Source organism: Streptomyces sp. NPDC104761, from assembly GCF_055583445.1.
Map to the genome: position 1 here is coordinate 119521 of NZ_JBVJNZ010000017.1, position 23406 is coordinate 142926.

Consider the following 23406-nt stretch of genomic DNA (forward strand, 5'->3'; position numbering starts at 1 on the left):
GGAGCCCCGGGAACCACCCGCGGGAAACAACTCCCGCAGGAGACGACCTCTAGGTGTCTTCGCCGGTCGCGAGTTCGACCGTGAACGTCGTTGATCCCGGGGCGCTCTCCAAGGCGACTGTCCCTCCGTGTGCCTCCACCACCGCCGCCACGATCGAGAGGCCCAGGCCCGCTCCGCTGCCGGAGGCGTCCGGGCGGCGGCGGTGTTCCGCCCTGGTGAAGCGTTCGAAGACGCCCGGCTGGATGTCCTTCGGGACGCCGGGGCCGTCGTCGTGGACCTGGAGGACCGCCGCCGTGCCGTCCGTCTCCAGGGTCACCGTGACCTTGGTGCCGGCGGGTGTGTGCGACCGCGCGTTGGCCAGCAGGTTGGCCAGCACCTGCTGGAGGCGGTGGGTGTCACCGGTGACCGTCACCGGGTCCTCGGGGAGGTCGAGGGCCCAGCGGTGGTCGGGGCCGGCGGCGCGGGCGTCCGTGACTGCGTCCAGGACCAGGTGGGTGAGGTCGACCGGGTGGCTCTCCAGGGGGCGGCCCGCGTCCAGGCGGGCCAGGAGGAGGAGGTCGTCGACCATCTCGCCCATCCGGGAGGACTCGGCGGCGATGCGTTCCAGGGCGCGGGTGACCTCGCGGGGCACCGGGCCCGGGTGCAGCAGCGCCAGTTCCGCGTGGCCGCGGACCGAGGCGACCGGGGTGCGCAGCTCGTGGCTGGCGTCGGCCGCGAAGGTGCGCAGGCGCTCCTCGCTGGCGTGGCGCTTGGTGAGCGCGTCCTCGACGTGGCCGAGCATGCGGTTGAAGGCGGTGGCCATCCGGCCGACCTCACTGCGGGGGTCGGACTCGGGGGCGCGGGAGGGCAGGGCCACCTCGCCACTGGCGAGCGGGAGTTCGCTGACCCGGGTGGCGGTGTCCGCGACGCGGCTCAGGGGGCGCAGGGACCAGCGGACCCAGAGGGCACCGGCCACTCCGGCCGCGGCCAGGGCGAGGCCGAAGACGGCGGCGGCGACCAGTTCCAGGCGGTGCACGGTGGCCCGTACCGGTTCCAGGGGCAGGCCGGCGACCAGGACGTCGCCGTCGCGGCCCGGCCAGGCCAGCAGCCGGTAGGCGCCGATCGAGGCGAGGTGGACCGTGTGGCCCCGGCCGTCCACCGGCAGCGCGGCGAGGACCGTGCGGTCGCGGTCCGTGAGGGCGACGGTCAGGTCCGGGTCGGCTCCGGAGGGGATCAGCGCCGCGTTGGTGACCTGGCCCTTCAGCAGGCGGGCGCCGAAGGTGCCGGCGGCCTGGCGGCGGGTGTCGCCGCGTTCGTCGCCGTCCCGGTCGGTGGGCTTGTACATGCCGTGTTCGAGGGACTGCGGGAAGCTCGGGCCGGTCTGCTGGAGCTGCTGGTCCAGCCGGCCGGTGAGGAAGCCGTCCAGTTCCACCACGGCCGCGACGCCGACGGCCGCGCAGCTCACCGCGAGCAGCACGACCAGGCCCGCGGTGAGGCGGGCGCGGAGGGTGCGGAGGCGGGGCAGGTGCCGTAGCCGGCGGAGCAGGTTCATCCGGTCACCTGGTCACGGGCTTGAGGACGTAGCCCGCCCCGCGGACCGTGTGGATCATGGGCTCGCGGCCCGCGTCCACCTTCTTGCGCAGGTAGGAGATGTACAGCTCGACGACGTGGGCGCGGCCGCCGAAGTCGTACGACCAGACCCGGTCGAGGATCTGCGCCTTGCTGAGGACGCGGCGCGGGTTGCGCATCAGGAAGCGCAGGAGTTCGAACTCGGTCGGGGAGAGCTCGATCAGCTCGCCCGCCCGGGTCACCTCACGGGCCTCCTCGTCCATGGTGAGGTCGCCGACGACGAGGCGCGGGCCGTCCTCCTGCTGGCGGGCCATGCCGGCCCGGCGCAGCAGGCCGCGCAGCCGGGCGACGACCTCCTCCAGGCTGAAGGGCTTGGTGACGTAGTCGTCGCCGCCCGCGGTGATGCCGGCGATCCGGTCCTCGACGGCGTCGCGGGCGGTGAGGAAGAGCACACAGACGTCCGGCTTGACCTGGTGCAGCGAGCGGAGCACGGCGAAGCCGTCGGTGTCCGGGAGCATCACGTCGAGGATCACCGCGTCCGGCAGCAGTTCCCGGGCCGCGGCCAGCGCGCTCGCGCCGTCGCCGGCCGCGCGGACCTCCCAGCCCTCGTAGCGCAGGGCACCGGTGAGGACCTCCGCGAGGTCGGGGTCGTCGTCGACGACGAGGACGCGGAGCTGGGTGCCGTCGGGTCTGGTGAGGGCGGGGCGGCCGGAGCGGGTCGTGTTCATCGCGCCTACCAGCATCCCTCCTCCCGGCGGCGAGGGCTGACCGCCGATGCTCTGAGTTTCCTCTGAGCGGGCTCGGCGGGCCCGTTTCAGAAGGTGCTCAGAGGTTCGGGCTGCACAGTGGCGTCCTGACCGGAGAAAGGACCCGATTCATGACGACGGTGGACGAACGGCGCACGGCCCGGGCCGCGCCCGCCGTGCCCACGCGCCGCTCCCCCGCCGCCGCGGTGCTCACCCTGCTGTGGGGCGGGGCCGTGGCCGTGCTCCTGCTGTGGTGGTCGGACACGGGCTCCGTGGTGGGTGCGGCGGGCTGGCTGACCGGGGCCGGGCGGATCGCCGGGCTGCTGTGCGGGTACTCCTGCGCGGTGCTCGTCGGCCTGATGGCCCGGGTCCCGCTGCTGGAGGTGCGGGTCGGCTCGGACCGGATCGCCCGCTGGCACGCGATGGCCGGCCGTTACACGGTCTGTCTGCTGGTCGCGCACGTCGTGCTGATCCTCACCGGGTACGCGGCCCAGGACCACGCCTCGATCGTCCACGAGACGCTGAACGTCGTCCTGGACTACCCCGACATGCTCAAGGCGACCGCCGCCACGGTGATCCTCTTCGCCGTCGGCATCACCTCGATGCGCGCGGCACGCCGCCGGACCAGCTACGAGTTCTGGTACTACGTCCACCTGCTCACCTACGCGGCCGTCATCCTCGCCTTCTTCCACCAGCTGACGCTGGGCAACGACCTCAACGGCAAGCCGGTCGCCACCGCCTTCTGGTACGCGCTGTACCTCGGGGTCGCCGTCCTGGTGCTGTGGTTCCGGATCCTGGCGCCGGTGCGGCTCAACCTCCGGCACCGGCTGCGCGTGCACTCCGTGCAGCAGGAGGCGCCGGGCGTGTACTCGGTGGTCGTCCAGGGCCGGCGGATCGGGGAACTGGGCGCACAGGCCGGGCAGTTCTTCCGCTGGCGGTTCTTCGGCGGCGACGGCATGGGCTGGACGTCGACCCCGTACTCGCTCTCGGCACCGCCGCGCGGCGACCTGCTGCGGATCACGGTCAAGTCGCTCGGCGACCACAGCGCGGCCGTGTCGCTGCTGCGCTCCGGCACCCGGGTGTGGGCGGAGGGCCCGTACGGCGGCCTCACCGCGGACCGGGCCACCAGCCACCGGACCCTGCTGATCGCGGCGGGCGTCGGCGTCACCCCCCTGCGGGCGCTCTTCGAGACGCTGCCCGGAGACGTCACCCTGCTCTACCGGGCGCGCACGGCCGAGGACCTGGCGCTCGGCGGCGAGCTGGAGGCGATCGCACGCTGGCGCGGCGCCCAGGTGCTGTACGCCCTCAACGGCCCGCGGGGCGAGCGCCCCGCCCTCACGGCGGAGTCGCTGCGGGCTACCTTCCCGGGCCTCGCCGGTTACGACGTGTACATATGCGGTCCGCACGGCTTCGCCCAGGAGCTGTACGGGGCGCTGCGCGCGGCCGGGGTGCCGGACCGCCGCATCCACCACGAGTCGTTCGAACTGTGAGAGCTGTGAGGCCCCTGTCGTGCACGCACTGAACAAGAACCGGCCCCTGCGGCGCATCGTGCTCGCGAGTGCCGCCACCGTCTCCGGAATGGTGATGCTGCTGGCGCTGAAGCCGCACACCGCCCCGACCGTGGTCACCGACTCCGCGGCCCCCGCCCCGTCGGCGTCCGCGAGCGCCTCCCCGGGCGCGACCGGCGGCTCCGGCAGCTCCGGCAGCTCCGGCAGCTCCGGCAAGTCCGGCACCTCCGGGAGCAGCAGCACCGGCACCAGGACCGTCACCGGGGACACCGTCCAGACCCGCTGGGGCCCGGTCCAGGTGAAGGTGACCATCAAGAACGGCAAGATCACCGACGTCACGGCGGTCCAGTACCCGTCGGACAACCCACGGGACCAGGAGATCAACCAGTACGCCCTTCCGCAGCTGCGCACCGAGGCGCTGGCGGCACAGAGTGCGAGCATCGACACCGTCTCCGGGGCCACCTACACCAGCCAGGGTTACCAGCAGTCGCTCCAGTCCGCACTGGACTCCGCGGGACTCTGAACGCTCAGGCGGTACGGCACGTACCTGTGGGCCAAGGGTCAAGTCCCTACGGAGGAACCGTGACCACCACGCTCGCAGGCGGACGTGCCGCCCGCCGCCAGACGATGCGCCGCATCCGCCCGCGCCGCTCACCGGCCGTACCGCTGCTGCTCGCCGTATGGGCGGGCGCGGCGGCCGTGCTCTGGCTGTGGTGGCACAACACCCCGTCCATCGCCGACCAGAACGGCAAGATCCTCAACGCGGGCCGGATCACCGGCCTGCTGGCCGGCTATCTGATGGCACTCGTGGTGCTCCAGATGGCCCGGGTGCCCGCGCTGGAGCGGCGGGTCGGCTCCGACCGCGTCGCCCGCTGGCACGCGATGAGCGGCCGCTACACGCTCTGCCTGGTCTTCGCGCACGTCTTCCTCATCATGTGGGGCTACGCGCTGCAGGCCGGCAAGACGCTGAACGACATTGTCCAGCAGACCATCGACTCCGTGAACCAGCTCCCCGACATGGGCAAGGCGGCCATCGGGACCGGCCTGTTCGTCGTCATCGGCCTGACCTCGATCGGGCCGGTGCGGCGCCGGATGCCGTACGACACCTGGTACCACGTGCACCTGCTGACCTACGCGGCGGTGTTCCTGACGTTCTGGCACCAGATCACCACCGGCAACGACTTCGCCCTCACCCCGATGGCCAAGACCTTCTGGTACGGGCTGTACGGCGCCGTCACCGCGCTGGTGGTCTGGTACCGGATCCTCACCCCGATCCGGCTCAACCTGCGGCACCGCATGCGGGTCGAGGCGGTCATCGAGGAGACGCCGGGCATCGTGTCCGTGCTGATCGGCGGGCGCAAGCTGCACCGGATGGGCGCGGAGGCCGGCCAGTTCTTCCGCTGGCGGTTCATGGCCCCCGGGATGCGGTTCAGCTCGCACCCGTACTCCCTGTCGGCGGCCCCCCGCCCCGACATGCTGCGGATCACCGTCAAGGCGATCGGCGACCACAGCGCGCGGCTGCGCGAACTACGGCCCGGGACCAAGGTGTGGGCCGAGGGGCCGTACGGGGCGATGACCGCGTCCCGGCGCAGCCGCGGCAAGGTCCTGCTGGTGGCGGGCGGCGTCGGGATCACGCCCATGCGGGCGCTGTTCGAGACGCTGCCCGGTGCCGCGGGTGACCTGACCCTGCTCTACCGGGCCAACACCACGCAGGACCTCGCCCTGTGGGACGAGCTGGCCAAGATCGCCAAGGAGCGCGGGGCCCGGCTGATGTACGCGGTCAACAGCCCGGAGGGCGAGCGTCCTGACATCTCCGCCGAGAACCTCCAGCGGAAGATCCCGGACATCGTCGACCACGACGTCTTCATGTGCGGCCCGCCCGGGTTCGCGCAGGGCGTGTACGAAGCACTGCGCGGCGCGGGGGTTCCCGCCCGCCGCATCCATCACGAGTCGTTCGAGATGTGAGCGACGGGACCACACGGGAATCCAGGGAATCGGGAGTTCGTAAGCGATGAGGAAGAGTCACCCCATCAGGCGTGTGGTGCTGGCCACCGCGGCGACCGTGTCCGGTGTCGTGCTGCTGCTGTCGCTGAAGCCGTCGTCGGACCCGGCGTCCGCGTCGGCGGCGGGCGCGGCCCCGTCGGCCGCGGCGGCCGGGCAGGAGTCGCCGCAGGGCGGCACCGGGGCCGCCGGCAGCACCACGGTGGACGGGGCCGCGACCCAGACGCAGTACGGGGTCGTCCAGGTCCGGCTGACCGTCGCGGGCGGCAAGATCACCCAGGCCCAGGCGATCCAGGCGCCCAAGGGCGGCACCAGCGACCAGAAGACCGCGCTGTCGGTGCCGCAGCTCAACAAGGAGACGGTGGCGGCGCAGAGCGCGAACATCGACTCCGTCTCCGGGGCCACCTACACGAGCACCGGCTACAAGAAGTCGCTGCAGTCGGCGCTGGACAAGCTGAAGGCGGCGAGTGCGTCGAGCTCCGCGGGCTCCTCCGCGGGCTCCTCGTCCTCCTCCGGGTCCGCGCAGGCGCAGGCCAAGACGGTGACCGGGCAGGTCGCGCAGACCCAGTACGGGCCGGTCCAGGTCCGGATCACCGTCTCCGGCGGGAAGATCACCAAGGCGGAGGCGGTGCAGGCGCCCAAGGGCGGCACCAGCGACCAGAAGACGGCGCTCTCCGTCCCGAAGCTCAACCAGGAGGCGGTTGCGGCGCAGAGCGCGAACATCGACTCCGTCTCCGGGGCCACCTACACCAGTACCGGCTACAAGCAGTCCCTGCAGTCGGCGCTGGACCAGGCCGGTGGCTGAGGCGGTGGCCGAGTCCGCGGAGGCTCCCGCCGCGGTGCGTCATGCGGAGGAGGTCATGGGGACCGTCTTCTCCTTCGACGTCCGCGGCGGGGATCCGGATGCCGTACGGGCGGCCCTGGACGAGGCGGTCGCCGGGCTGCACCGGGTCGACGAGGTGTTCAGCACGTACCGCGAGGACAGCCAGGTGTCCCGGCTCGCGCGGGAGGAGATCGGCGTCGGCGACTGCGATCCCGAGGTGGCCGAGGTGCTGGAACTGGCTGCCGAGGCGGAGCGGACGAGCGACGGCTGGTTCAGCACGCGCTACCGGGGGCGGCTCGATCCCACCGGGATCGTGAAGGGCTGGTCCGCGGAGCGGGCGGCGCAGACACTGGCGCGGGTGGCCGGGGTGCGGGGCGTCAGCGTGAACGGCGGCGGAGACGTCCAGATGTTCGGCGCGCCCGAGCCGACGCGGGCGTGGCGGGTGGGCATCGCCGATCCGTTGCGGCCGGGCGGGCTGGCGGCGGTGATCTCGGCGGCGGGGGTGCCGGAACTGGCGGTCGCCACGTCCGGTACGGCGGAGCGGGGCGCCCACATCGTCGATCCGCGGACCGGGAAGTCGGCGGTGACGGACCTGGTGGCGGTGACGGTGGTGGGGCCGCGGCTGACGTGGGTGGACTGCTGGGCGACGGCGGCGTTCGCGATGGGGTCGCGGGCCGGGCTGGCCTGGCTGGAGTCGCTGCCGGACGTGGAGGGGCTGTTGATCACGGCGGGGGACGAGGTGCGGTGCACCGGGGGACTGGCCGCACGTCTGGGCTGAGGTCCAGGGCGGCACGGGCGGGCGCGGCTGGACAGCGTCCCGCAAGGGGCGCTGGGGGCACCCCGGCCGAAGGCTGGGGGGAGAACTGCGCGACCGGCCTCCCACGGCCCGCAGTTGAAAAGTTTTCCGGATTTGTCCCGTAATCGGCCATCCCGATTCCCTCCTCGGCCGTACCCCCTGTGACGCAAGATTCGGGAGGAACCCAATGGCCGTCTTCAGCAACCTGATGCCGTTCAAGCACGATCGCGACCACGACCACGACCATGACCACGACGACCGGCACGGTCACCGGCACGACCACGGTCACGACCACGACCGGCACGACCGGCACGACCACGACCGGCACGACCACGACCACGACCACTACTGACCACACCGAATGACGGAGCGGACCGGTTACGGGTCAGCCGGGCCGCTCCGCCGGTGTTCTCCGAGGACCCCCTCTCATGGCGCAAGTGGTCACGGCCGCTCCCCCGGTCCCCCCACGCGAGGTCTTCCGGCGGTTCTGGCCTTACACGAGAGGCGGCCGCCGCTGGCTCGTGCCGCTCGTCGTGCTGAGCCTGACCGGCCCGGCGGTCGACGCCGCGGAGCTCTGGCTCTTCAAGTTCGTCGTCGACGACGTGCTCGTCGGCCGGGAGTTGCGCCCCTTCCTGTGGATCGCGCCCGCCTACCTCGGCCTCGTCCTCTGCTCCGGCATCCTCGGCTACGCCGACGACGTGACCTCCACCTGGGTCGGCGAACGCTTCCTGCTCGCCCTGCGCGCCGACGTCTTCCGGCATGTCCAGGGGCTCTCGCTCGGCTTCTTCGAGCGCCGGCGGCTCGGGGACGTCCTGTCGAGGGTGACGGGCGACGTCGACGCGGTGGAGACGTTCCTGCTCTCGGGTGTCGCGGACGCCCTGTACTACGTGATCAGCCTGGGCGTCTACCTCGGCATGCTGCTCTACCTGCGCTGGGACCTGACCCTGCTCGCCCTCGTCGTCGTACCGCTGTTCTGGGGCGCGGCCCGGTACTTCTCGCGGCTGGTCAGGGAGGCCTCGCGGGAGCGCAGGCGGCGTGGCGGGGCGCTCGGCGCGATCGCCGAGGAGTCGCTGGGCAACGTCGTCCTCGTGCAGGCGTACAACCGGCAGGCGTGGGAGGCACGCCGGTTCGAGCGGGAGAACACCGGCCGGTTCCGGGCGGCGATGGCCTCGGCGCGGATCCGCGCCGTGTACGCGCCCGCGGTCGAGTTCGTGGAGGTGACCGGCGGCCTCGCGGTGCTGGCCCTCGGCACCTGGAAGCTGGCCCAGGGTCAGCTCACGCTGGGCGGACTGCTGGTCTTCCTCGCGCTGATCGGCAAGCTGTACAGCCCGGTCCACGGGCTGTCCGGGCTCGGCACCACCTTCTACACGGCCTCCGCCGCCGCGGAACGGATCATCGAACTGCTCGACGAGCGGCCCCAGGTGACCGAGGCGGCCGGCGCGCGCCGGATCCAACGGGCGCGCGGCACCCTGGAGTTCGACGGGGTGTGGTTCCGCTATCCCGGCACCGAGGCCTGGGCGCTGTCCGACGTGTCGTTCCGGGCGGCTCCCGGGGAGACGGTGGCGCTGGTCGGGGCGAGCGGGTCGGGCAAGTCCACGCTCGCGAAGCTGCAGTTGCGGTTCTACGACCCCGACCGGGGCGCCGTCCGCCTCGACGGGACCGATCTGCGCGAGCTCAGCCTGACCGACGTCCGGGAGAACATCGCGGTGGTGCTGCAGGAGACCCTCGTCTTCCACGGCACCGTGCGCGAGAACATCGCCTACGGCCGGCCGTCGGCCACGGAGGCGGAGATCGTCGCGGCGGCGCGGGCCGCGGACGCCCACGAGTTCGTCGAGCGGCTCCCCGACGGCTACGACACGCTCGTCGGACAGCGCGGCCGGACGCTCTCCGGGGGCCAGTGCCGTCGGCTGGCGATCGCCCGCGCGATGATCCGGGACGCCCCGGTGCTCCTGCTGGACGAGCCCACCGCAGGGCTGGACGTCCGCTCGGCGCGGCGGGTCATGGAGCCGCTGCGCCGGCTCATGGCCGGGCGGACCACCGTCGTCGTCTCGCACCAGCTGCCGACCGTCCGCGACGCCACCCGGATCGTGGTGCTCGACCACGGCCGCGTCGTCGAGGACGGCGCGCCCGCGGACCTGCTCGGGCGGCAGGGTCCGTACGCCCTGCTGCACCGGCTCGGCTCGGGAGCCGTGCTGTCATGACACCTCCGGGGTCACCACCTTGCCCTTCAGCAGCTGGGCGGTGGCGAGGACGGTGCCGTCGGCGGAGGTGAGGCGGGCGGCGGAGTACCTGGTGAGGTCCACGGGGACCGCCACGCCCCAGTTGCCGCGTCCGCCCCGCAGGGGGAAGTCGCCGATCCGCGTGGTCGTACCGTCGGCGCGTGCCAGGAGGCAGGTGACCCTGTCCTTGTAGGGGGTGCCGGGGAGGGCGACGGAGACGAACATCCAGGCGGGGATGCCGGGGTGGGCGTAGATCTCGCCGACGGGCTCTCCGCCGCCTGCCGGGATCATGTCCCCGGCCAGCATGGGCTCGGACTCCACCGCGGGCGCCGAGGCGGTGACGGCGCCCTCGACGGCGCTGCCGATCGCCCAGCCGGCGAAGCCGACCGCGACCGCGGCGGTGGCGGCGACCGCGGCGAGCCGCAGCCTCAGGCGCCGGACTCGGCCGCGCCGGACCTGGGCGGCGTAGGCGGGCCGCCGGGCCCCCTCGGCCCCTGCCGCCTGCTCGGCCAGGCTGCGCGCCACCCGCGTCTCGAAGCCGGGCGGCGGATCGCTCTCCGGCAGCAGGCCGATCAACCGGTCGCCTATCCCGGTGAGCCGGCGCACGTACTCCCGGCAGTCCGCGCACCCGTCCAGGTGGGCGACCGCCTCGGCCCGCTCGCGGCCGGGCAGGACGCCCAGCGCCAGTTCGGCGCCGGCCTCGCGCAGCTTCGCGCAGTGCGCGTCAGCGGACATGGTCGCCTCCCTTCGGGCACGTGAGCGCGGCGCGGAGTTTCGCCATCGCCGCTCTGATCCGCGTCTTGGCCGTGCCCAGCGGGATCCGCTCCGCGTCGGCGATCTGCTGGGCCGTCATGCCGTAGATGCCGGCCATCATCAGGGCCCTGGCCTGTTCCCTCGGCAGCCGGGCCAGCGCGGCCCGGAGCTGGGTGGAGGCCTCGTCGGCCAGCGCCCACCGCTCGGGGGTCTCGGTGACCGCGTCGAGCAGGGGGTCGAGGTCCTCGGGTGCCATCGGTTCCGTCCGCCGGGCCCGGACGGCGTCGACGGCGAGGTTGTGGGCGATGGTGGTGAGCCAGGTCCCGACCGAGCCGCGGCGCGAGTCGTAGATCTGGGCATGCCGCCATGCGCGCTCGAACGTCTGCTGGGCGACGTCCTCGGCAAGCTGCTGGTCCCGGGTGACGGCCATCGCGACCCCGAAGACCCGGTGCTGAAATCTCCGTACGAAGACCTCGGCGAGCTCCGGGTCTCCGGTGGCCAGCCCGGACAGCAGAGCCTCGTCCGGGAGGCGGCCGACAGGGAACCGGAATCCCGACACACCTCTGGGTACGTTCGACGGCCGCCAGGGGATTGCCCACCCGCCTGACCGCTCGCCGCGGAACATCACACGGTCATTGTCCGTCGCCGCACCGGGCCCCGCACGCGGGTCGGCCGGCGGCTCCCGGCGCCCGGAAAGTGGCCGTCAGTGGCCGTTCTGGGCGAGCCGCAGCAGGTGGTCCGCGAGGGCCTGGCCGCCGGTCGGGTCCCTGCTGATGAGCAGCACCGTGTCGTCGCCGGCGATGGTGCCGAGGATGTCGTGCAACTCGGCCTGGTCGATCGAGGACGCGAGGAACTGGGCCGCGCCGGGCGGGGTGCGCAGGACGACCAGGTTGGCCGAGGCCTCGGCCGAGATCAGGAGCTCCTGGGAGAGGCGGCGCATCCGCTCCTCCTTCGCCGACTCCCCGAGCGGGGCGCGCGGGGTGCGGAAGCCGCCCTCGCTGGGTACCGCGTAGATCAGCTCGCCGTCGGTGTTGCGGATCTTCACCGCGTTCAGCTCGTCGAGGTCCCGGGAGAGCGTCGCCTGGGTCACCGTCAGCCCGTCGTCGGACAGCAGTTTCGCGAGCTGGCTCTGCGAGCGCACCGGCTGCCGGTTGAGGATGTCCACGATCCGGCGGTGCCGGGCGGTCCGGGTCTGCGGCACCGCGGGCCCCGCCCCGCCCGACTGGTCGTACTCCTGCGCCTGGCTCATCGTCGTCTCATTCTCCGGATCGTCCGTCCCCGCTCGCTGCGTCGAGGATGCCGGGCAGGGCACGCAGCAGCGCGTCCGCCTCGGCGTCGCGGAGGTTCAGCGGCGGCATCAGCCGTACGACGTCGGGAGCGGGCGCGTTCACCAGGAACCCGGCCTCCTGAGCCGCCTGCTGCACCTGCGCTGCCAGCGGCTCGGTGAGCACGATACCCAGCAGGAGGCCCGCGCCCCGGACATAATCGATCAACCGGTGGCCGAGACCCTCGATTCCGTCCCGCAACCTTCCGCTCTGCCGCTTGACGTTCTCCAGCAACCCCTCGTTCTCGATGGTGTCGAGGACGGCGAGGCCGGCGGCGCAGGCGACCGGGTTGCCGCCGAAGGTGGTGCCGTGGTGGCCGGGCTGGAGGAGTTCGGCGGCGCGGCCGAAGGCCACCGTCGCGCCGAGGGGCAGCCCGCCGCCGAGCTGCTTGGCGAGGGTGACGACGTCGGGCAGCACGCCCTCGTGGGCCTGGTACTCGAACCAGGTGCCGGTGCGGCCGATCCCGGTCTGCACCTCGTCCAGGACGAGCAGCGCGCCGGTGGCGGCGGTGATCGCGCGGGCCGCCTTGAGGTAGCCGGCCGGGGGCACGACCACGCCGTTCTCCCCCTGGACGGGCTCGATGACGACGAGGGCGGTCTCCTCGGTGACGGCGGCGGCCAGCGCCTGCGCGTCGCCGTAGGGAACGTGGGTGACGTCGGCGGGCAGCGGGCGGAACGGGTCCTGCTTGGCGGGCTGCCCGGTGAGTGCGAGGGCGCCCATCGTCCGGCCGTGGAAGCCGCCGTCGGTGGCGACCATGTGGGTCCGCCCGGTCAGCCGGCCGATCTTGAAGGCGGCCTCGTTGGCCTCGGCGCCGGAGTTGCAGAAGAAGACCCGGCCGTCCCGGCCGAAGAGCTGGATCAGCCGTTCGGCGAGGGCGACGGTGGGCTCGGCCATGAAGAAGTTGGAGATGTGGCCGAGGGACGCGATCTGCCTGCTGACGGCCTCGACGATCGCGGGGTGGGCGTGGCCGAGCGCGTTGGTGGCGATGCCACCGACGAAGTCGAGGTACTCGTGGCCCTCGGTGTCCCAGACCCTGACACCCTCGCCGCGGACGAGCGGCAGGCGCGGGGTGCCGTAGTTGTTCATGAGCGCGCCCTGCCAGCGCGTGGTCAGTTCCTGGTTGCTCATGACTCCCCCTCCTGGTCCGGCACGACCATCGTGCCGATGCCTTCGTCCGTGAAGATCTCCAGCAGGATCGAGTGCTGGACCCGGCCGTCGATGACGCGGGCGGTGGTGACGCCGTTGCGTACGGCGTGCAGGCAGCCCTCCATCTTCGGCACCATGCCGGAGCTGAGGTCCGGCAGCAGCTTCTCCAGCTGGGAAGCGGTGAGGCGGCTGATCACCTCGTCGGAGTTCGGCCAGTCCTCGTAGAGGCCCTCCACGTCGGTGAGGACCATGAGGGTTTCGGCGCCCAGAGCAGCAGCGAGTGCCGCAGCCGCCGTATCAGCATTGACGTTGTAGACATGTCCGTCGTCCTGGGAGCGGGCGATCGAGGAGACGACCGGGATCCGGCCGTCGGCGAGCAGGGCCTCGATCGCGCCCGTGTCGATCGAGGTGATCTCGCCGACCCGTCCGATGTCGACGAGTTCGCCGTCGATCTCGGGCCGGTGCTTGGTGGCGGTGATGGTGTGGGCGTCCTCGCCGGTCAGTCCGACGGCGAGCGGCCCGTGCTGGTTGAGCAGGTTGACCAGCTCACGCTGGACCTGCCCGGCGAGCACCATCCGTACGACGTCCATGGCGTCCTCGGTGGTGACCCGGAGGCCGGCCTTGAACTCGCTGACGATGCCGTGCCTGTCCAGCGCGGCGCTGATCTGCGGGCCGCCGCCGTGCACGACGACCGGCTTGAGGCCGGCGTGGTGCAGGAAGACGACGTCCTGGGCGAAGGCCGCCTTCAGGTCCTCGTCGATCATGGCGTTGCCGCCGAACTTGATCACGACGGTCTTGCCGTTGTGACGGACCAGCCAGGGCAGGGCCTCGATGAGGGTCTGGGCCTTGGGCAGCGCGGTGTGCCTGCGCGTGGTGCTCATGACGAGTACGCGCTGTTCTCGTGGACGTAGTCCGCGGTCAGGTCGTTGGTCCAGATGGTGGCGGTCTCGGAGCCGGCGGCGAGGTCGGCGACGATGTGCACCTCGCGGTAGCGCATGTCGACCTTCTCGCGGTCCTCGCCCACCCCGCCGTTCTTGCAGACCCAGACGCCGTTGATGGCGACGTTCAGCCGGTCCGGCTCGAAGGCGGCCTTCGTCGTGCCGATGGCGGACAGCACCCGGCCCCAGTTGGGATCCTCGCCGTGGATGGCGCACTTGAGAAGGTTGTTGCGGGCGATGGAGCGGCCCACCTCGACGGCGTCGTCCTCGGAGGCGGCGTTGACCACCTCCACCTTGATGTCCTTGCTGGCGCCCTCGGCGTCCCGGATCAGCTGCTGGCCCAGGTCGTCGCAGACGGCGCGGACGGCCTCGGCGAACTCCTCGTACTCCGGGGTGACGCCGGCCGCGCCCGAGGCGAGCAGCAGCACGGTGTCGTTGGTGGACATGCAGCCGTCGGAGTCGACGCGGTCGAAGGTGGTCCGGGTCGCGGCCCGCAGCGCCTTGTCGAGCACCTCGCTCTCGAGGACCGCGTCCGTGGTGAGGACGACCAGCATGGTGGCGAGGCCGGGCGCGAGCATGCCGGCGCCCTTGGCCATCCCGCCGACGGTCCAGCCGTCCTTGGTGACCACGGCCGTCTTGTGCACGGTGTCGGTGGTCTTGATGGCGATGGCGGCCTTCTCGCCGCCGTGCTCGCTCAGGGCGGCGGCCGCGGCCTCCACGCCCGGCAGCAGCTTGTCCATGGGCAGGAGCACGCCGATCAGGCCGGTCGAGCAGACCGCGACCTCGATGGCACCGCGCCCGAGCACCTCGGCGACCTTCTCGGCGGTCGCGTGGGTGTCCTGGAAGCCCTTGGGGCCGGTGCAGGCGTTGGCGCCGCCGGAGTTGAGGAGGACGGCCGAGACCTGGCCGCTCTTGAGGACCTGCTCGGACCACAGCACCGGCGCGGCCTTCACGCGGTTGGAGGTGAAGACGCCCGCGGCGGCACGGCGGGGCCCCGTGTTGACCACGAGGGCCAGGTCCGGGTTGCCGTTCTCCTTGATCCCGGCCGCGATGCCCGCGGCCGTGAATCCCTTCGCTGCCGTCACGCTCACGGCGCAACTCCGATCGTGGTCAGCCCGGTGGTCTCGGCGAGACCCAGGGCGAGGTTCATGCTCTGGACGGCACCGCCGGCGGTGCCCTTGGTCAGGTTGTCGATGGCGCTGATCGCGATGATGCGGCCCACCGCCTCGTCGTACGCGACCTGCACCTGAACGGCGTTGGAACCGTGGACGGACGCCGTGGCGGGCCACTGCCCCTCGGGGAGCAGGTGGACGAAGGGTTCGTCGGCGTAGGCCTTTTCGTAGGCGGCACGCACGGAGTCCGCCGTCACACCCGGTACGGCCTTGGCGCTGCAGGTGGCGAGGATGCCCCGGGGCATCGGCGCGAGCGTCGGCGTGAAGGAGACGGCGACCCGCTGCCCCGCCACCGCGCTCAGGTTCTGGATCATCTCGGGGGTGTGCCGGTGGCCGCCGCCGACGCCGTACGGCGACATGGAGCCCATGACCTCGCTGCCCAGCAGGTGCGGCTTGGGCGCCTTGCCCGCGCCGGAGGTGCCGGACGCGGCGACGATCAGCGCCTCGGGCTCCGCGAGCTGGGCGGCGTAGGCCGGGTACAGGGCGAGGGAGACGGCGGTGGGGTAGCAACCGGGTACCGCGATGCGCTTGGACCCCTCCAGCGCGGCGCGGGCACCCGGAAGTTCGGGGAGGCCGTAGGGCCAGGTGCCGGCGTGCGGGGAGCCGTAGAAGCGCTCCCAGTCGGCCGGGTCGGCCAGCCGGAAGTCGGCACCCATGTCGACGACGAGGACGTCCGGGCCGAGCTGTTCGGCGACGGCGGCGGACTGCCCGTGCGGGAGGGCGAGGAAGACGACGTCGTGCCCGGCGAGGGCCTCGGGGGTCGTCTCCGCCAGCACCCGGTCGGCCAGCGGGAGCAGATGCGGCTGGAGCGCGCCGAGGCGCTGGCCCGCGTTCGAGTTGCCGGTCAGGGTGCCGATCTCGACCTCGGGGTGCGCGAGGAGCAGCCGCAGGACCTCTCCGCCCGCGTATCCGCTCGCCCCGGCCACCGCCGCACGTACCGCCATGTCCATCCTCCTCCAGATGGCATGACTATACGGTCCGATGCACTTTTATGCAACGGGATCGTTCGGCCGTGGCACCGCCGCGGCCCGTCCCGCGGCTCCTGGCGCACCTTCGGGGCGCGGCAGCATGACCCAGCGGGAGACGACGAACGTCACCGGAATCGCCGCCGCCGACGCCATCAGCGGAGCGAACCTGCTTCCCGCGTGCAGGACGTCGACGATCACGTACACCCCCACGGTGGTGATCACGAAATTCGTGGCGTTGGTCAGCGGGAACAGCAGGAATTTCCGCCAGGTGGGACGCGTCCGGTAAGTGAACTTCGCATTGAGAAAAAACGAGCCGATCATGCTCAGGAAAAACGCGAGAACATGCGCCGCCAAATAGGGCAGGCTCCTCAGGAAGAGCAGGTAGAGGCCGTAGTACGTCGCGGTGTTGACGACGCCGACCACCGCGAAGGTGATGATCTGCCCGGATATCGGGCGGGCCGGTCCGGTGGCGGTCGGCAGGGTGGCGTTCGGCATCAGGGGATGAGGTCCTTCGTCGTGCCGCGGCTGCGGTCTTCCGTTCGGTCCACGTTCGTCGCCTTCACCAGGAAGTGCGGGCGCCCCTTGACCTCGTAGTAGATCCGGCCGGTGTACTCGCCGATGACCCCGAGCATGATCATCTGTACGCCGGCCAGGGCGGTGACGGCTGTAATGATGGTGACATAGCCGGGTGTCTGGACACCGTTGATCATCGCGCCGCCGACGATCCACGCCGTGTACGCGCCGGCCAGGGCCAGCAGGGTCAGGCCGAGGTAGAGCGCGGCGCGCAGCGGGCGGTTGTTGAAGGAGAGCAGCCCGTCGAGGCCGTAGTTGAGCAGGCTGCGGAACGACCAGGAGCTGCTGCCGTGTTCGCGCACCGCGTTCTCGTACTCGAAGGTGGTGCTGGGGAAGCCGACCCAGGCGAACAGGCCCTTGGAGAAACGGTTGTACTCGGTGAGGTTCACGATCGCGTCCACCACCCGGCGTGACATCAGCCGGAAGTCGCCCACGCCGTCGACGAGTTCGACGTCGACCATGCGGTTGATGAGCCGGTAGTAGAGGCGGGCGGTGAGGGTGCGGGTGACGCGGTCGCCCTGCCGGGTGCGCTTGGCGATGACCTGGTCGTAGCCCTCGCCGCGCAGTTCGACCATGCGTTTGATCAGCGCCGGCGGGTGCTGCAGGTCGGCGTCCATGACGATCACGGCGTCCCCGGTGGCGTGCTTCAGGCCGGCCAGCAGGGCCGCCTCCTTGCCGAAGTTGCGGCTGAAGGAGACGTACCGGACGCGCGAGTCGCCGTCGGCGATCTTGCTGAGGAGCGGCAGGGTGCGGTCGCGGCTGCCGTCGTCGACGTACACGAACTCCATGTCGTGGCCGAGCGGCAGCAGTTCGTTGGCGATCTTCTGGACCTGCTCGTGGAAGCGCTCTATGACGTCTTCCTCGTTGTAACAGGGCGCGACGATCGATATCAGCATGGGTTTCTTCCCCCTGGGGACGGGTCAGTGAGCGGTGGTCGTGCGCTCGCCGGGGCGGGCGGCGGCTCTGCGGCGTACGGCCGAGACGGTGCCGATGAGGATCAGGGTCAGCAGCGAGGCGCCGCCGACGGCGCCGCCCAGGCGCAGGCCGGGCGGGTGGAAGGTGCAGGTCAGGCTGGTGGCGGAGGCGCCGAGCGGGACGGCGATCAGGCCGTAGAACTCGCCCGCCGGGACCTCGTCGCCGCCGGCGGAGCAGCGCCAGCCCGCGATCCGCGGGGCCGCCACCACGGCGGTTCCCCTGCTCCCTGCGGGCAGTTGCGCGTGCAGGGTGCCGTCGGAGACGGTCACCTTGGTCGCGCCGGTGGACTTCAGGTGCTGTACGGCGGTGCGCAGTCTCGCGGTGTCGAGGCAGCCGACCGCGCCCTGTGCCGGGACGCGGCCGAGCCGGTTGGGCTTCAGGTCGATCCGGACCCGCCCCGCGGCGCCCACCGTGCCGAGCGGCTGCATCGCGGCGATCTTCGCGTTCTCGGCGTCCGACCGGAACAGCTTCTGCTCGCCGCCGCCGGCGAGCCGGGCGGTACCCGAGTAGTGCGGTGCCCACAGGAAGACCGAACTCCCGGGCCGGCACTGGGCGGTGATGGTCTGCGCTCCGTCGACCGGCAGGCCCTGTGCCGCGTCGCCCTGGTGGGTACCGCTGAGGGTGGTGCGGGGCAGGGTGTAGACGCGGGCGCCGAGTAGGAGTTCCTGGTTGCGGTAGGGGGACGGGCCGAAGGCGGCCGGGGTGGTGTGCGCGGCGGTGGGCCGTACCGTGACCAGCGGCGGGACGTCCTCGCGGGTGACGGTGGAGGGGCCGCCGCCCTGGGGCAGCCACTTCTGGTGCGGGTCGGGCGGGTTGTGCACCCGGGCGCCCACGGCGAAGGCCGCGTCGGTGACCGGGTTGTCGAGGCTCTGCAGGCTGCGGCCGCGGGAGGTCCAGCCGTCGCCGAGCGCGGTGAGGGTGCGGCTGAGGACGTCGGCGGTGAGGCTGCTGTAGTACTGGGAGCCCTGGCCGCCGACCATCATGGGGTCGTTGGCGACGGTCTGGTCGCGGCCGGGTTCGGTCCGGTACGCGGGCCAGGCGTCGGCGCTCGCGACCGCTTCCGCCTCCTTCTGCTGGCGGTCGCCCCAGGGCGCGTAGTCGTCCATGTGGCCGAGCCGCATCCGGGTGGCCACGGCCGAGGTGGCGGCGGCCTCGCCGAACTGGGCGCCGATCAGCAGCGCCACGGCCAGCGCGGTCAGCACCGGCCTGCCGTGCCGCAGGCCGAGCAGGGCGAACCCGCCGAGCGTGCCCGCCGTCGCGAGCAGCACCACCGGCCAGGTGTGGTGGCCGTGCTGCTGGGTGAGGGCGCTGCGGCTCGCGACGGCGGCGACCAGGACCAGCAGGCCGGCGGCCGCGCCGAGGGCCCGCCGGTCGGGCAGCCCGTAGGCCAGTGCGTGCCAGGCGGCGATGACCAGCAGGGCACAGAGCACGAAGGCCTGCCGGTAGGAACTGCCGTTCGGGACGGCGAAGGCGTGCCAGGCCAGACTGGTCGGCGCCCACTGGAGGGAGAGGGCGACCGCGAGCACCAGGACCGTCCAGCCGGCCCGCACCCGGACCGGGACCTTCCGGTGGAAGGGCAGCGCGAGGGCGAGCACCAGTGCGGTGATGCCGACGTAGAGGGCCGGGGAGCCGTAGCTGTAGGTCGTCGGCAGCAGCCGGGCGAGCAGGTCCTCGGTGCCGACCGGGGCGAAGTGGCCGTCGCGGCCCGGGTACGCGTGCTTGGTGCCGGAGTACACGACGATCACCAGGGGCGCGGCCAGGCCGATGCCCAGCGCGACGGTCACCGCGGCCCGGCCGACCACGGCGAGGGCGCGCCGCCAGGGCAGCTCGGCGAGCACCAGCCGGAGCAGCAGCACCAGGGCGGCGCCGAGGGTGGCCATGTAGGCGGTGTAGAAGTTGGCGATCCAGGCGAGCGCCACGATCAGCACGCTCGGCAGCGGCCGCCTGCCGGTCATCGCCCACTCGCCGACCAGGCAGAACAGCGGCAGCGCGATCAGGCCGTCGAGCCACATCGGGTTGTACGAGGCGAGGGCGAGGCTCCAGCCGCACAGGGCGTAGGAGGCGCCCAGGACGCCCGCCGCCCACCAGCGGCCCCGGCGCAGGCTCATCAGCAGCCAGGCCATGGCGGCACCGGCGACCGCCGTCTTCAGCACGGTGACCGTGTACACCGCGAGGTCGATCTCGTCACGCGGGAAGAGGGCGACGAGGAGCGCGAACGGGCTGCTCACATAGGTGCCGAGGTCCGGCAGGAAGCTGGAGCCGTAGCCGGACTGCCAGTTGACGAGAAGGCCGCCGTCGGCCCTGCCGTGCAGCAGGTCCCAGAGGTGGGCGTGGAAGGGCACGTACTGGTTGCCGAGGTCGTTGACGCTGCGGGTGCGGGGCCCGAACGGGTAGCTGCGGGCGATCACGTCGGCGGCACAGAACGCCACGGTGGTGAGAAGCGCGGCGAGCAGCGCGGCGGCCGCTTGCGGGTCGGCTCTCCGCCTTTTCACCGGGCCGTTTTCCCGTCCCTCCTCAACTCCTGCCGGTATCGCCCCCTGTTCACGTCCGGCCAGGACGGTGCGATTCATTCTGTGCGGCCCCCAGATAAAAAACGGGGTCGTCACTCCCCGCAGGTCGGTGTTTCGCCGACTTAGACGGGTAGAGGTTCCGGATGGTTGTGCCGCGCCTGTGAAGTAATAAGCCGAATTCCGAATCGGCGTGCATTATGGGAAAGAATTCACGACCTCAAAGGAAACAATAGCTTTCCGGAATATGTTTCGCAGGTTAACTCGCCTGTGTGACGCCTGTGCCCGCGCGGTGCGGGGCCGTCTCACGAGCCGCCGCCGCGGAGCGTCCGCGATGGGTGCGTTCGAGGGCTTGACCCCAGTACGTTCCCGAGACGACGAGGGTGGCTCCGAGGACGGAGAGGACGGTGAGCCGCTCACCGCCGAGGGCGGTGCCGGCCAGCAGGGCCCACACCGGTTCGGTGCCCAGCAGGAGCCCGGCCCGGGTCGCGGAGGTGCGCTGGACCGCCCAGGTCTGGGCGAGGAAGGCGAACAGACCGCAGAAGAGGGCCAGGTAGAGGAGCTGGGCCCAGGTGGCGGCGCCGGTCCGGGCGAGCGTCGGCAGTCCGGAGGCCGCGGGCAACAGGAACAGGGCGGCGCCGACGGCGCACTGCACGGCGGTCAGCTGCAGCGGGCGCAGGGCCCGGCCCCTGGTCACCCTGCCGACCAGCACCACGTGACCGGCGCGCACCACTGCCGCCGCGAGCATCAGCAGGTCACCGGCTCCGGGGGCATGCAGCCCGTTTCCCGAGACGAGCAGCCCGACACCCGCCAGGCACACCCCGGCGGCGAGGAAGAACCGTCCCGGCAGGCCGACCCGGTCCAGGACCGGGGTGAGGACGAGGGTGAGGCTGATGATCAGGCCCGCGTTCCCGGCGCTGGTGTGCGCGACGCCGTACGTCTCAAGGACGAGGACGGCGGCCTGGGTGAGGCCGAGCAGCCCCCCGTAGACCTTCTCGTCCCGCGTGAGGCGGCTGGTCGCGCCGCGGAACCGGAGCAGCAGGACCGCGCACGCGAGCGCGGCGACGGCGTAGCGCGCGAAGAGGACGGTCGGCACGGGCAGGGCGTCCGTGGCCGTCTTCGCCGTCAGATAGCTGGAGCCCCAGACGACGGCGACGGCCAGGAGCACCACGTCGATACGGCGGGTGGTCGGCATGCCGTTCACGATCCACGCCCCGCCCGTTGAAGTAAACGACGACCTTCTCAACCGATCCTTTAGCGGAGCTACACTCACGCCGTGGACGAACGTCAGCTGCGGGTCCTGCGGGAGCTGGGCGAACTGGGCAGCGTCACGGCGGTCGCCGAGGCGCTGCGGGTCACGCCCTCGGCCATCTCGCAGCAGCTGCGGCTGCTCCAGCGCTCGATCCAGGTCCCGCTCACCGAGCGGGCGGGCCGCCGGCTGGTCCTCACACCGGCGGGGCAGGCCCTGGCGGACGCGGCGATCGGCGTGGAGGCGGCACTGGCCCGGGCCCGGCACACCATCGACGCGTACGTCGACGAACCCGCCGGCACGGTGTCGCTGGCGGCCTTCCACAGCGGAGCCGCCGCGTTCTTCCCCCTGCTGCTCCGACGCCTGCGCGGCCCGGAGTCCCCCCGGCTCGCCCTCCACGACGAGGACGTGGCCCAGGCCGGCTTCCCGCCCCTGACCCGCGCCTACGACCTGGTCCTCGCCCACCGTCTGGACCACGCCCCGCCCTGGCCCCGGACCGCCACGGCCACCCCGCTGCTGCGCGAACCGCTCGACATCGCCCTGCCGGCCGGCCACCCGCTGGCCGCACGGGACGCCCTGACCGCGCACGACGTCGCCGACCAGCCCTGGATCACTGTGCACGACGGCTTCCCGCTGCTGGCCACCGTCGAGGCCATCGCGGCCGCGGCGGGGCGCCGGGTCGACGTGGTGCACCGGGTCAACGAGATCGCCGTGGTCGCCGAGGTGGTCGCCGCGGGCGGCGGCGTCGCCCTGATGCCCCGCTGGACCTCCCGACCGCACCCGGACGTCACCCTCCGCCCCCTCGCGGGCATCGAGGCCCACCGCCACATCGACGTCCTCCACCGCCCCGAGCGCACGGCCCGCAGGGCGGTGCGCACCGTCCTCGGCGAGCTCGTCGCGGCCGCGGAGGTCATCCGAGGCAGGGGTCACGGCTGACGCCCTGTACGGCCGCCACCGACCGGAGTCGGACCCGCCTCCACGAACAGGTCGCCGTGCTGCGCGCGTTGGGCCGATCCCGGCACCGGCTTGACCTGGAGCACGCTCCAACTCCTAGCGTTCTTCCCGTGACCGGTTCCGAGGAGAACGGAAGAGCTGACATGACCGAGAACAGCACCCGCGAAGAGCGTTTCGCCCACGGCCTCGAGGTCCTGCGGACGGTCGACGGCGAGGCCGGGCAGCGGGTCATCGACTCGCTCTCGGACATCAGCCCGGAGCTGGGCCACCAGATCGTCGCATGGGGCTTCGGCGAGATCTACAGCCGCCCCCAGCTGGCGCCCCGGGACCGGCAGTTGGTGACCCTGGGCATGCTCACCGCGCTGGGCGGCTGCGAGCCCCAGCTGGAGGTGCACATCAACGCGTCCCTCAACGTGGGTCTCACACCGGAGCAGATCGTCGAGACCCTGATGCACGCGGCCGGATACTGCGGCTTTCCCAAGGCGCTGAACGCGACCTTCGTCGCCAAGAAGGTGTTCGCCGAGCGCGGGCTGCTGCCGGTCGGCGAGCAGCCTGCGCCGGACGCTACGTCCGCTTGATCCGCAGGCGGCTCGTTCGAAATAGCGGACCAAGGTCAGCACTTCGAACGGCGAGGTAGGTACTGGACATGAGCGCGTCAATGGGGCGGGGGTGCCCGTGGGCGCTGGCCGGGGCGGCGTAGGGTGGTGGGCCGACGAAGGGATGACCGTGGGCGAGTTCTGGCCGGTGGCGGACGTGCTGGCCCATCTGGCCGGGCCGTGGCGGGTGGACCGGACCGTGCGCGATCTGGCGAGCGGGGGCGAGGGCCGCTTCGAGGGGGCCACGCTCTTCAGCCCCCTGGAAGGCGGCGGCCTGCTGCACCAGGAGTCGGGCACGTTCACCTGGCAGGGCGTGGCCCGCCCCGCCGAACGCACCCTGCGCTTCCTGCCCGGCCCGCGCCCCGGCACGGCGGACGTTCGCTTCGCCGACGGCCGCCCCTTCCACGACCTGGACCTGGCCTCGGGCCACCACATCGCCGACCACCCCTGCTCGGCCGACCTCTACCGTGGCGAGTTCACCGTCCAGGACGCCGGCCACTGGCGCACGGTGTGGCGCGTGGCCGGCCCGGCAAAGGACCTGCTTCTGACCACCGACTACGTTCGCGAGTAGCGCCCCGTAAGGGGCGCTGGGGGTACCCCCGGCCGAAG

The 23406-nt window shown here is 72.3% G+C and carries 23 protein-coding genes; 10 read left to right on the plus strand and 13 right to left on the minus strand.

All coding sequences use genetic code 11. The features are described from left to right. Window positions 1–49: 49 nt before the first annotated feature. Together ACZ63F_RS35840 and ACZ63F_RS35845 are read right to left on the minus strand one after the other, a co-directional pair. Complete coding sequence (locus ACZ63F_RS35840; protein ID WP_469717607.1) at window positions 50–1531, minus strand: sensor histidine kinase; 1482 nt, start codon at window positions 1529–1531, stop codon at window positions 50–52. Window positions 1532–1535: 4 nt separating this feature from the next. Continuing rightward, on the minus strand, window positions 1536–2276 hold the full coding sequence (locus tag ACZ63F_RS35845) for a response regulator transcription factor (protein WP_469717696.1): 741 nt from the start codon (window positions 2274–2276) through the stop codon (window positions 1536–1538). Window positions 2277–2425: 149 nt separating this feature from the next. Between ACZ63F_RS35845 and ACZ63F_RS35850 the strand changes: the two genes are divergently transcribed. The 7 genes from ACZ63F_RS35850 (at window position 2426) to ACZ63F_RS35880 (ending at window position 9623) form a co-directional block, all read left to right on the plus strand. After that, entirely contained in the window at window positions 2426–3784 is a 1359-nt protein-coding gene (locus ACZ63F_RS35850) for a ferredoxin reductase family protein (protein WP_469717609.1), read from the plus strand. A 19-nt stretch (window positions 3785–3803) separates the two neighbouring features. Continuing rightward, complete coding sequence (locus tag ACZ63F_RS35855; RefSeq protein WP_469717611.1) at window positions 3804–4325, plus strand: FMN-binding protein; 522 nt, start codon at window positions 3804–3806, stop codon at window positions 4323–4325. 59 nt (window positions 4326–4384) lie between these two features. Continuing rightward, entirely contained in the window at window positions 4385–5767 is a 1383-nt protein-coding gene (locus ACZ63F_RS35860) for a ferredoxin reductase family protein (protein ID WP_351498861.1), read from the plus strand. Between the two features lie 46 nt (window positions 5768–5813). Next, a complete protein-coding gene (locus tag ACZ63F_RS35865; protein WP_469717614.1) occupies window positions 5814–6608 on the plus strand; it encodes an FMN-binding protein in 795 nt (264 codons plus the stop codon). A gap of 55 nt (window positions 6609–6663) precedes the next feature. Continuing rightward, on the plus strand, window positions 6664–7404 hold the full coding sequence (locus ACZ63F_RS35870; RefSeq protein WP_469717698.1) for an FAD:protein FMN transferase: 741 nt from the start codon (window positions 6664–6666) through the stop codon (window positions 7402–7404). Between the two features lie 205 nt (window positions 7405–7609). Continuing rightward, on the plus strand, window positions 7610–7774 hold the full coding sequence (locus ACZ63F_RS35875) for a hypothetical protein (RefSeq protein WP_469717616.1): 165 nt from the start codon (window positions 7610–7612) through the stop codon (window positions 7772–7774). Window positions 7775–7850: 76 nt separating this feature from the next. Next, on the plus strand, window positions 7851–9623 hold the full coding sequence (locus ACZ63F_RS35880) for an ABC transporter ATP-binding protein (protein ID WP_469717618.1): 1773 nt from the start codon (window positions 7851–7853) through the stop codon (window positions 9621–9623). On the opposite strand, the gene ACZ63F_RS35885 is transcribed toward ACZ63F_RS35880, so the two are convergent. The 11 genes from ACZ63F_RS35885 to ACZ63F_RS35935 form a co-directional block, all read right to left on the minus strand. Further along, complete coding sequence (locus ACZ63F_RS35885; protein WP_469717620.1) at window positions 9618–10376, minus strand: hypothetical protein; 759 nt, start codon at window positions 10374–10376, stop codon at window positions 9618–9620. The genes ACZ63F_RS35880 and ACZ63F_RS35885 overlap by 6 nt on opposite strands. Continuing rightward, window positions 10366–10953 (minus strand): RNA polymerase sigma factor, encoded by a 588-nt coding sequence (locus ACZ63F_RS35890; RefSeq protein ID WP_469717622.1) that lies wholly within the window; start codon window positions 10951–10953, stop codon window positions 10366–10368. The genes ACZ63F_RS35885 and ACZ63F_RS35890 overlap by 11 nt, the downstream gene beginning before the upstream one ends. Window positions 10954–11097: 144 nt before the next feature. Further along, window positions 11098–11643 carry an arginine repressor gene (locus ACZ63F_RS35895; protein ID WP_469717624.1) on the minus strand — a complete coding sequence of 182 codons (546 nt, stop codon included), beginning with the start codon at window positions 11641–11643 and terminating at the stop codon, window positions 11098–11100. Window positions 11644–11650: 7 nt separating this feature from the next. Continuing rightward, window positions 11651–12847 (minus strand): acetylornithine transaminase, encoded by a 1197-nt coding sequence (locus ACZ63F_RS35900; protein ID WP_469717626.1) that lies wholly within the window; start codon window positions 12845–12847, stop codon window positions 11651–11653. Next, window positions 12844–13746 carry an acetylglutamate kinase gene (argB, locus tag ACZ63F_RS35905; protein WP_457698793.1) on the minus strand — a complete coding sequence of 301 codons (903 nt, stop codon included), beginning with the start codon at window positions 13744–13746 and terminating at the stop codon, window positions 12844–12846. The genes ACZ63F_RS35900 and argB overlap by 4 nt, the downstream gene beginning before the upstream one ends. Further along, window positions 13743–14894: a bifunctional glutamate N-acetyltransferase/amino-acid acetyltransferase ArgJ gene (gene argJ / locus ACZ63F_RS35910; protein ID WP_469717628.1), complete on the minus strand. Its 1152-nt coding sequence runs from the start codon at window positions 14892–14894 to the stop codon at window positions 13743–13745. Before argJ ends, argB begins: the two co-directional genes overlap by 4 nt. Further along, a complete protein-coding gene (gene argC / locus ACZ63F_RS35915) occupies window positions 14891–15919 on the minus strand; it encodes an N-acetyl-gamma-glutamyl-phosphate reductase (protein ID WP_469717630.1) in 1029 nt (342 codons plus the stop codon). Before argC ends, argJ begins: the two co-directional genes overlap by 4 nt. Before the next feature lie 45 nt (window positions 15920–15964). Further along, window positions 15965–16438, minus strand: a complete 474-nt coding sequence (locus ACZ63F_RS35920) for a GtrA family protein (protein WP_469717631.1) — start codon at window positions 16436–16438, stop codon at window positions 15965–15967. Next, entirely contained in the window at window positions 16438–17412 is a 975-nt protein-coding gene (locus ACZ63F_RS35925) for a glycosyltransferase family 2 protein (RefSeq protein WP_351958857.1), read from the minus strand. The genes ACZ63F_RS35920 and ACZ63F_RS35925 overlap by 1 nt, the downstream gene beginning before the upstream one ends. A 24-nt stretch (window positions 17413–17436) precedes the next feature. Continuing rightward, window positions 17437–20061, minus strand: coding sequence for a YfhO family protein (locus tag ACZ63F_RS35930; protein ID WP_469717634.1), 2625 nt, complete (start codon window positions 20059–20061; stop codon window positions 17437–17439). Between the two features lie 196 nt (window positions 20062–20257). Next, on the minus strand, window positions 20258–21193 hold the full coding sequence (locus tag ACZ63F_RS35935) for a DMT family transporter (protein WP_469717636.1): 936 nt from the start codon (window positions 21191–21193) through the stop codon (window positions 20258–20260). An 81-nt stretch (window positions 21194–21274) separates the two neighbouring features. Here ACZ63F_RS35935 and ACZ63F_RS35940 point away from each other — a divergent pair, with 81 nt between their 5' ends. From ACZ63F_RS35940 to ACZ63F_RS35950, 3 genes are all read left to right on the plus strand, one after another. Further along, window positions 21275–22183 carry a LysR family transcriptional regulator gene (locus ACZ63F_RS35940; RefSeq protein WP_469717638.1) on the plus strand — a complete coding sequence of 303 codons (909 nt, stop codon included), beginning with the start codon at window positions 21275–21277 and terminating at the stop codon, window positions 22181–22183. Between the two features lie 161 nt (window positions 22184–22344). Continuing rightward, the gene (locus ACZ63F_RS35945) at window positions 22345–22779 is read left to right on the plus strand and encodes a carboxymuconolactone decarboxylase family protein (RefSeq protein WP_352366363.1); all 435 of its coding nucleotides are present in this window, start codon (window positions 22345–22347) and stop codon (window positions 22777–22779) included. A 148-nt stretch (window positions 22780–22927) separates the two neighbouring features. After that, window positions 22928–23368: a DUF6314 family protein gene (locus ACZ63F_RS35950; RefSeq protein WP_469717641.1), complete on the plus strand. Its 441-nt coding sequence runs from the start codon at window positions 22928–22930 to the stop codon at window positions 23366–23368. Window positions 23369–23406: the final 38 nt, after the last annotated feature.

What these genes read in the sequence shown, in the direction of transcription:
- ACZ63F_RS35895 (WP_469717624.1), bottom strand. Translation starts at nt 11,643, where the DNA reads ATGAGCCAGGCGCAGGAGTACGACCAGTCGGGCGGGGCGGGGCCCGCG.
- ACZ63F_RS35865 (WP_469717614.1), top strand. Translation starts at nt 5,814, where the DNA reads ATGAGGAAGAGTCACCCCATCAGGCGTGTGGTGCTGGCCACCGCGGCG.
- ACZ63F_RS35870 (WP_469717698.1), top strand. Translation starts at nt 6,664, where the DNA reads ATGGGGACCGTCTTCTCCTTCGACGTCCGCGGCGGGGATCCGGATGCC.
- ACZ63F_RS35945 (WP_352366363.1), top strand. Translation starts at nt 22,345, where the DNA reads ATGACCGAGAACAGCACCCGCGAAGAGCGTTTCGCCCACGGCCTCGAG.
- ACZ63F_RS35885 (WP_469717620.1), bottom strand. Translation starts at nt 10,376, where the DNA reads ATGTCCGCTGACGCGCACTGCGCGAAGCTGCGCGAGGCCGGCGCCGAA.
- ACZ63F_RS35845 (WP_469717696.1), bottom strand. Translation starts at nt 2,276, where the DNA reads ATGAACACGACCCGCTCCGGCCGCCCCGCCCTCACCAGACCCGACGGC.
- ACZ63F_RS35920 (WP_469717631.1), bottom strand. Translation starts at nt 16,438, where the DNA reads ATGCCGAACGCCACCCTGCCGACCGCCACCGGACCGGCCCGCCCGATA.
- ACZ63F_RS35930 (WP_469717634.1), bottom strand. Translation starts at nt 20,061, where the DNA reads ATGAATCGCACCGTCCTGGCCGGACGTGAACAGGGGGCGATACCGGCA.
- ACZ63F_RS35840 (WP_469717607.1), bottom strand. Translation starts at nt 1,531, where the DNA reads ATGAACCTGCTCCGCCGGCTACGGCACCTGCCCCGCCTCCGCACCCTC.
- ACZ63F_RS35850 (WP_469717609.1), top strand. Translation starts at nt 2,426, where the DNA reads ATGACGACGGTGGACGAACGGCGCACGGCCCGGGCCGCGCCCGCCGTG.
- ACZ63F_RS35925 (WP_351958857.1), bottom strand. Translation starts at nt 17,412, where the DNA reads ATGCTGATATCGATCGTCGCGCCCTGTTACAACGAGGAAGACGTCATA.
- argB (WP_457698793.1), bottom strand. Translation starts at nt 13,746, where the DNA reads ATGAGCACCACGCGCAGGCACACCGCGCTGCCCAAGGCCCAGACCCTC.
- argC (WP_469717630.1), bottom strand. Translation starts at nt 15,919, where the DNA reads ATGGCGGTACGTGCGGCGGTGGCCGGGGCGAGCGGATACGCGGGCGGA.
- ACZ63F_RS35875 (WP_469717616.1), top strand. Translation starts at nt 7,610, where the DNA reads ATGGCCGTCTTCAGCAACCTGATGCCGTTCAAGCACGATCGCGACCAC.
- ACZ63F_RS35880 (WP_469717618.1), top strand. Translation starts at nt 7,851, where the DNA reads ATGGCGCAAGTGGTCACGGCCGCTCCCCCGGTCCCCCCACGCGAGGTC.
- ACZ63F_RS35935 (WP_469717636.1), bottom strand. Translation starts at nt 21,193, where the DNA reads ATGCCGACCACCCGCCGTATCGACGTGGTGCTCCTGGCCGTCGCCGTC.
- ACZ63F_RS35900 (WP_469717626.1), bottom strand. Translation starts at nt 12,847, where the DNA reads ATGAGCAACCAGGAACTGACCACGCGCTGGCAGGGCGCGCTCATGAAC.